This is a genomic window from Coriobacteriia bacterium (assembly GCA_034370385.1).
GTDB lineage: Bacteria > Actinomycetota > Coriobacteriia > Anaerosomatales > PHET01 > JAXMKZ01.
Genome location: JAXMKZ010000063.1, coordinates 1 through 4,890 on the forward strand (window position 1 = coordinate 1; position 4,890 = coordinate 4,890).

Below are 4,890 nucleotides of genomic sequence, written 5' to 3' on the forward strand. Positions count from 1 at the left end.
CCTCGCGGCCAGCCGGAGGACCCCAGTCGAGCTCTTCAGGCTCGTAGTCTCGCGGAATCCGTGCGACCAGCTGTTCAAGGTCGAGTCCGCCACGCACGCGACGTGCAGGAGTGATGACGAGCGAGCCGTCATGGACGCTGATGTCTACCGCGTCGCCCACGTCAATCCGGACGTCCGTGAGCAATTCCTTGCTGAGGCGAAGACCCTGGCTGTTGCCCCATTTCTGGACTTTGGTGATCATGCCGCACCTCCAATGGATATCCGAAGTATATCCATCGCGATGCTAGTCCGTCAACGGTGCACCTGTAGCGCTAACGTGTTAGAAATGAGCGGCGGTCAAGCGCCTCACTTCCGCAGCCTACCTGACGCCGTCCGCTCGATTTCTTTGTTAGCACCCACGACCTGCGCTGTAGGGCCTGGCACCGGCCAATCCCAGTTGGGCGGACCCCAGGGGACACTCGTGTGGCACAACGCCCTCACGGTCATTGCGACCGTGATTTCGCGCGCCGCCGACTAGGACACCCCCGAATCTCCAAACTCCCGCGAATCTGCACTTGCATCTTGATTCTAACAGCGTTAGAGTACACTCTAACAGCGTTAGAATCCTGGCGCACACGCCGAGATTCGAGGTCCAAGGGAGCGATGATGACCGCACGTGCGACCCGCAGTAGTGAACCGCGCGACACCCTGACTCGCGAACGCGTGCTACGCGCCGCGATCGAGTTGGCGGACGAGCGCGGCATCGACGCGCTCACCATGCGCGAGCTCGCGAGGAAGCTCGGCGTCGAAGGGGGCTCGCTCTACTACCATGTCGCGGGCAAAGGCGACCTTCTCGACGGCATGACGGATCTCGTCGCGGCAGAAATCGAAGTGCCCTCGGGGTCCTCGGACTGGAAGGAAGCCATGAGGCGGCGCGCGATCTCCGCGCGCGACGTCTTCTCGCGGCATCCATGGGCGAGCGGAGTCATAGACTCTCGTGAGCACAGCGGGCCGGCCCAGCTGGCCTATGCCGACCGTGTCCTGGGAACGCTGCTCGCGGCCGGTTTCACGCCGCGGGCGGCCGCCAACGCGTTCTTGATCCTCGACAGCTACATCCACGGCTTCCAGCGCCAGCAATCGAGTCTGGCACTACCCGAGGGTGTGGAGACCTTCGACGTCGCCGAGGAACTGCTCGCGGAACTCGCACCCGATGCCTACCCGTCTCTGCTGACCATCGCGGCCGACTTCGCTGCGAACCCGCACGACGAGATGAGCCTCTTCGACTTCGGTCTCGATCTCATCCTCGACGGTCTCCAGCGCTCGCTCGAATCCCAGTGATCCCCCGCTCAGCGCTCGGCGCCGCCGGCGTCGCGCGAGCGGCCGAAGAAAGGAAAGGCGTCATGAATGCGATTGTCCAAACCGCCTACGGCTCCTCGGATGTGATCGAGTGCCGGCAGATCGACAAGCCCGCACGGGGCGACGGGCAGGTGCTCGTCCGCGTGATGGCGACCTCGCTCGCGGCGGGCGAGTACTTCGGCATGCGAGGCAAGCCGCTGCCGATCCGGTTCTACATGGGGCTTCTCAAGCCCAAGCCCGACTTCGTCGTCGGCATCTCGTTCGCGGGGGTCGTCGAGTCCGTCGGCGGCGGAGTGACCGAGTTCCGCACGGGCGACGAGGTCTACGGCGAGTGCCACGGCTCGTGCGCCGAGTTCGCGGTCGCCGATGTCGGCTCCATCGCGCCGAAGCCCCGCAACCTGACGTTCGAGCAGGCAGCGGCGGTGCCCACGTCCGCGTGCACGGCGCTCCAGGCCCTCCGCGACCACGGCAAGGTCCGCCCAGGACACAAGGTGCTCATCAACGGCGCGTCGGGTGGCGTCGGGACGTTCGCGGTGCAGATCGCGAAGGCGCTCGGTGCCGAGGTGACCGGGGTCTGCAGCACGGGCAACGTGGAGATGGTCCGCTCGCTCGGCGCCGACCACGTCATCGACTACACGAAGGAAGACTTCGCCAAAGGCAGCGCGCGCTACGACGTGATTCTGGACAACGTGGGCAGCCACTCGCTCTCGGACACCAGGCGCGTGCTCGAGCCCGACGGGCTGCTCCTCCCGAGCAGCGGCCACGCGGGTATGAGTTGGGTGATCGCCGCAGCGATCTCCTCGATGTTCGTCCGGCAGCAGGGTCGGGTCTTCATGGCTCTCACCGACACCCAGAGCCTGCTCGCGCTGGGTGAGCTCATCGAGGCCGGCACGGTGACGCCTGTCATCGATAGGACGTATCCGCTGAGCGAGACCGCGCGCGCCTTCGAGTACCTGGACGAGGGGCATGCGCGCGCGAAGGTCGTTGTATCCGTGGCTGCGAGCGCAGCATGAGCGCTTCTGCTGGAGGGGGCGTGCGAACGATGGTCGATGTGAGGGTCATCCTGTCGGCTCTATGGGGATCCCTGATGCTGGTCTTCCTGCTCGGGGACGTGCTTCGAATCTTTGCGGGTGACTACACGGCGGGTGAGCTGGCGGGTGTCCCGGCTACCCAGTGGATGTGGGTCGCCGTCGCGGCCGTGATGCTGACCCCCATCGTGATGATGGTGCTGTCGCTGGTGGTGCCGTACCCGGCGATCCGGTGGATCTGCATCGTTGCGGCGGCCGTCTGGGTCGTCTTCAACCTTATGGGTCTGCCGTACCCAGGCGCGTACGACAACTTCCTCATCGGTGTCGGCGTCGTCGTATGCGGGGCGATCATCTGGTGTGCGTGGACGTGGTCGCAGTTCGGGTAGCGGTGGGCCGTCCCTCTGCAGCAGGGTGACTGGAGTGCATATGAACGCGCCGGTTACGAGCAAGTCGTGGTTCAACGCTCGTCGTGTCGGATTCGGATGGCGGCCCGTGAGGTGGCAGGGCTGATTCACGAGTGCAGTGTTCGTCGCACTTGTACTGGGTGTCACGCGGGTGACCGATGACCCGGCTGCGATTGCGGCCTTAGTCGTCCTTCTCGTCGACCTTCTCGCCCTCGTGTGCTACCTGACGGGCGGGAAGCCCGGGCCGCTGCGGTCGGGCGACCGCGAGCAGGGACCATCCGATGACGAGTAGAATGTGAGGGCGCTGTCCCGTCTGCGGGCGGCGCCGCCCAACAAACGGATCAACCTGACTCGCTTCGCTCGCAGGTTATCCGTCAGACGTTACGCTTCCTTGAGCGAAGCCGCCAAAGCCCTGCTCACAAGAATCCACAACACGGCTGAGGATGCTGGGACAAGGAGCGACGGCCACAACGCCGAGGCGAGATCCGCTGTCGAACCGCCAACGAGTCGGAGATGCGTGAGGGCAGCGTCGACAATCCCCAACGCGAGGAACACGGTCAAGGCGGCAACCCCGCGTCGCGCAATAGCGAGACTCGTGGGCGACAGTCGAGGGTCGTCTCGCCTCATCGCGCTGACCAAGATGATGACGAAGAGCGTGCATAAGCTCGCAACCAAGAACGAGTAGACAAGATGGACGTATCCGCCGGCGCTGAGCCGGCCCATCTGGGTGTCCATGAAGCCTGTCCACTGATCGTGAACCCATGAGTAGTTCAGGTATGCATTGACCGCACCACTGAGGAGAACCGAAGCCATCGTCGGCCATCTCAACTCTCGCCAAGTCCAGTCGCGGAGAAACGAGATTGCCATGTACGCCACAAGCGGAATGAGAACGAGATCGCCAAGCGCGACGGAGATGATGCTGCAGAAGGGGAACTGGTGAGGTGGGCCGTAGAAGGCCGCGTCCCTCACGCTGAGCAAGAGCATAGGCAGATAACCGAGGAAGGTGTTCGCGAGAACAATCAGGTACAAGATGGAGGTGCCGTCGGTATCTGGATCCGTTTGCGAGACGGCGGCATCGATGAACTTCATGCCCTCCCGATGGAGTAGACGCCAATTCAGCAGCGTCACCGACGTCAGAAACAGTGCGACCGGTGTGAAGACGTAGAAGTAGGGACGTACAAGAACATAGGTCGCCGCACACAGGCCGAGTGACACCCCAGTGAAGAACAGGAAGCCCCAGACAACCATCAAGACGTTCGGTCGAATCCATGCGCCGTCCAGAAACTTGTCGACGCTGTAGAGCCGAGGGATGATTTCCGAGTCCCACTCAAGAAGGCGGGAGTTCGCAAGTCGGTTGATCTTTCGTTCGAGGTCCGCCAGCCGTCTTCCGTTCATGTACGTCGTGTAGATCGCATCCATCACGTTGGTGAAGAGGTACAGCGCGAGGAGGAACGCGATCGTGACTACAATTGCGGCCAGAGTGTCTGCGGTGCGAACAGGGAGGCTCGCCTTCATCGTCGCAGCCGCGTTCGTAGAGAGTGCCACGACCAGGGAGACGGCTACGGTCAAGTACAGCTGGATGATGTTGACCTGCCGGTGGTAGCGCTCTGAATGAAACATGACCTCAGTGAACCGGTTCTTGTACTCACTAGTGAGTACCTCGATTCGCATACGTCGCTTGTCGAGTTCGAGCTTCTCCTGATCGAGAGCCAGCCGCTCTCGATCGAGGCTACCGGCGCTCTCTTCGACACCCATCGACACCCCCGTGTCCGCGCCCGACTGTCGTCTCCCATGGCCAACGGCCTTCATGTGTGGTGCTAACGTGTTTGGCATGACCCGCAAACCGCGGCACGGTCACGCCTGCGAGTCAGACTACCTCACTGCCGCGGTTTGTCGGCGTCGATGCCATTGTTAGGCTGACGCTGCGAACGTCGCAAGCTCGCCGGCAACGAACTCGTCGCGCTGGGTAGGAACACTGCCGATACCGGGGTGCCGGTAGAACTCGCCGCTGCCGACGAGCCACATAAGCTTGTCGACGTGGTAGGCCGACAGGCTGGCAGCGTCCGCAAACGAGGTGAGCACCGCGAACGCCTCGCGATCATCGGCGGCTTCCGGGATCAAGC

At 63.2% G+C, this 4,890-nt stretch carries 7 protein-coding genes; 4 read left to right on the top strand and 3 right to left on the bottom strand.

What is annotated here, in order from left to right; all coding sequences use genetic code 11:
• Positions 1 to 241 (bottom strand): AbrB/MazE/SpoVT family DNA-binding domain-containing protein (locus U1E26_12730; protein MDZ4170497.1); only part of this gene is annotated, 241 nt, incomplete at its 3' end.
• 404 nt (positions 242 to 645) lie between these two features.
• On the opposite strand from U1E26_12730, the gene U1E26_12735 reads away from it, so the two are divergent.
• The 4 genes from U1E26_12735 (at position 646) to U1E26_12750 (ending at position 3,059) form a co-directional block, all read left to right on the top strand.
• Positions 646 to 1,317 carry a TetR/AcrR family transcriptional regulator C-terminal domain-containing protein gene (locus U1E26_12735; GenBank protein MDZ4170498.1) on the top strand — a complete coding sequence of 224 codons (672 nt, stop codon included), beginning with the start codon at positions 646 to 648 and terminating at the stop codon, positions 1,315 to 1,317.
• A gap of 62 nt (positions 1,318 to 1,379) precedes the next feature.
• Complete coding sequence (locus tag U1E26_12740; GenBank protein ID MDZ4170499.1) at positions 1,380 to 2,348, top strand: NAD(P)-dependent alcohol dehydrogenase; 969 nt, start codon at positions 1,380 to 1,382, stop codon at positions 2,346 to 2,348.
• 29 nt (positions 2,349 to 2,377) lie between these two features.
• Positions 2,378 to 2,749: a hypothetical protein gene (locus U1E26_12745; protein MDZ4170500.1), complete on the top strand. Its 372-nt coding sequence runs from the start codon at positions 2,378 to 2,380 to the stop codon at positions 2,747 to 2,749.
• Positions 2,750 to 2,885: 136 nt separating this feature from the next.
• Complete coding sequence (locus U1E26_12750; protein MDZ4170501.1) at positions 2,886 to 3,059, top strand: hypothetical protein; 174 nt, start codon at positions 2,886 to 2,888, stop codon at positions 3,057 to 3,059.
• 89 nt (positions 3,060 to 3,148) lie between these two features.
• On the opposite strand, the gene U1E26_12755 is transcribed toward U1E26_12750, so the two are convergent.
• On the bottom strand, positions 3,149 to 4,522 hold the full coding sequence (locus U1E26_12755; protein MDZ4170502.1) for a hypothetical protein: 1,374 nt from the start codon (positions 4,520 to 4,522) through the stop codon (positions 3,149 to 3,151).
• A gap of 156 nt (positions 4,523 to 4,678) precedes the next feature.
• Positions 4,679 to 4,890: hypothetical protein (locus tag U1E26_12760; GenBank protein MDZ4170503.1), on the bottom strand; the 212-nt coding region annotated here is incomplete at its 5' end.

What these genes read in the sequence shown, in the direction of transcription:
- U1E26_12735 (MDZ4170498.1), top strand. Translation starts at nt 646, where the DNA reads ATGACCGCACGTGCGACCCGCAGTAGTGAACCGCGCGACACCCTGACT.
- U1E26_12740 (MDZ4170499.1), top strand. Translation starts at nt 1,380, where the DNA reads ATGAATGCGATTGTCCAAACCGCCTACGGCTCCTCGGATGTGATCGAG.
- U1E26_12755 (MDZ4170502.1), bottom strand. Translation starts at nt 4,522, where the DNA reads ATGGGTGTCGAAGAGAGCGCCGGTAGCCTCGATCGAGAGCGGCTGGCT.
- U1E26_12745 (MDZ4170500.1), top strand. Translation starts at nt 2,378, where the DNA reads ATGGTCGATGTGAGGGTCATCCTGTCGGCTCTATGGGGATCCCTGATG.